This window comes from Aminipila sp. (assembly GCF_032051575.1).
Classification (GTDB): Bacteria; Bacillota; Clostridia; order Peptostreptococcales; family Anaerovoracaceae; genus Aminipila.
The window spans coordinates 14,542-16,542 of the sequence record NZ_DAMBYD010000020.1 but is presented as its reverse complement, the minus strand read 5'-3'; the positions used below and the strand labels follow the sequence as shown (position 1 = coordinate 16,542).

The window sequence follows — 2,001 nt, the reverse complement described above, 5'->3', positions numbered from 1 at the left end:
GATTATGAGTATGCTAGAACAGATGATTTGCTACATAATAGGAAACGCAATGAAACGGATTGGTACTGTTGATAACTATCTTAAATTTATGAATATAAAAGAACAAGAAGAAAAGAAAATCAACTATGAAAAAGCTCCACAAATTGAGTTTAAGGATGTTTCCTTTAGCTATCCAGGAAGTAAGCTAGAGGCTATCTCAAATGTGTCTATTAAATTTGAGAGTGGCGAAATCGTAGCAATTGTAGGAGAAAATGGTGCTGGGAAAAGCACATTAACAAATCTAATTTCAGGAATTTACTTACCCAATAAAGGTGGCGTATATTTTAATGATCAAGATACAAAATCATTAGACCATAAAAGCTTGATGAAAAATATATCTAGTATATTCCAAAATTTCCAACGATATAAGATGACATTACAGGATAATATTATTATAAGTGATACATCAACCACTGTGATAAATCAATGTGTTGAGAACTCATTAAAAGAAGCTGATTTAAATGTGAATTCCAAAGTATTTCCACAAGGTATGAATACAATGCTTTCACGAGATTTTGATGGGGTGGACCTTTCAGGAGGGTATTGGCAAAGAGTAGCCATCGCAAGAGGTTTTTATAAGCAGCATAATATGATTCTTCTTGATGAACCTACTGCTGCCATTGATCCAATAGAAGAATCTAAGTTATATATGAAATTTATCGAGTTCTCAAGAGGAAAAACATCTTTCATTGTTACGCACCGACTGGCTCTAACTAAGATGGCAGATAAAATAGTTGTTATGGACAAAGGTAAAGTTGTTCAGATAGGAACTCACAAAGAATTAATTAGTATAAATGGAAAGTATCAAGAATTGTATAATTCCCAAAGTAAGTGGTATGTAGAAAGCTAATCGTAATTAATAGCAATATCACAAGTGTTTTATTGCTTAGATGAAACTGGTATAGAATTCTCCCTTTGATTTTATTTTAGGATATATCCAACAAAGGAGAAAACTTGCCATTTCAATAGATAAAGATGTAACAATAATGTAGGTTATAGGGTATGCAACTTGCTACATCAAAAAGAAAGGAGGGAACAAGATGAAAATCATTAAAGTTAAGAGTAACGTTGTTAAGAAGCCAGTTATAATGCCAAGCTCATGTGGGGTACACAAACAGCAAGTTTCAACAAAGTAAAGTTGTAGCTATGTTAACAAGGAAACACATTTAGAACCTTGAGAAATCAGGGTTCTTTTTAATTGCAAAAAGTTATAAGTTTCCAAAGACATAGTAAGGAAACAATGAAAGTGATATAATAAAGCGAATGAGTATGACTTTTGAAGAAGAATACGTGAAAAAGTATAACAAGAAGAATTAAGATTGAATCTTTAAGAAGATAAATTAGAGGAGGATACATAATGAAAATTTCAAAAGAAGATGCGTTGATGTGGTTTGAGTTTTTTGCCATGCTACCAGAGGATGAGGAGCTTATGACAAAACAACAGGAAATCATATACGCTACCTTTGCACAAATAGAGGAGTCAATTGATCATAGGAATAATATCTTAATGTCAGAAATTAAAGACTTAAAAACTCTTGGGAATAGAACTTATTTCGTGGGAAATGAAAGAAAGTTTGCAATGGGATGCCGTTCTTGTCTTATGGGAACTGGCTTAAGTGCAATTAGAAAAACAAACAAATGTAACATAGAGTGTAAATTCTGCTATAACTATGGAGAATTAGAGGATCAGCCTCCTATAGGTGAAGGTATGTGGGAAATCGGAGGTACAAAGTTTTATGAGAAGGATATAGATTTACTTCTTTCCATCCATAAGAAGCCTACTGGGGTATGCTATGTTTATTTAGAGCCTTTTATGGAAATTGAAAAGTACTATCCTGTTATAAAGAAGTTTAGTGAGGCAGGGGTTCATCAACATTTATATACCAATGGTACTTTAGCTACAGAAGAAACCTTGAAGGCTTTAGCAGAAGCTGGCCTTGATGAGATAAGATTCAACCTAGG

Annotated in this window: 2 protein-coding genes; both read left to right on the top strand. The window is 33.1% G+C overall.

Translation table 11 applies throughout. The features are described from left to right. A partial coding sequence (locus RTW14_RS18495; RefSeq protein ID WP_312654266.1) for an ABC transporter ATP-binding protein occupies window positions 1–889 on the top strand: 889 nt, incomplete at its 5' end. Window positions 890–1,396: 507 nt separating this feature from the next. After that, window positions 1,397–2,001, top strand: a 605-nt coding sequence (locus tag RTW14_RS18490; RefSeq protein ID WP_312654263.1) for a radical SAM protein, incomplete at its 3' end; no start/stop codon positions are given.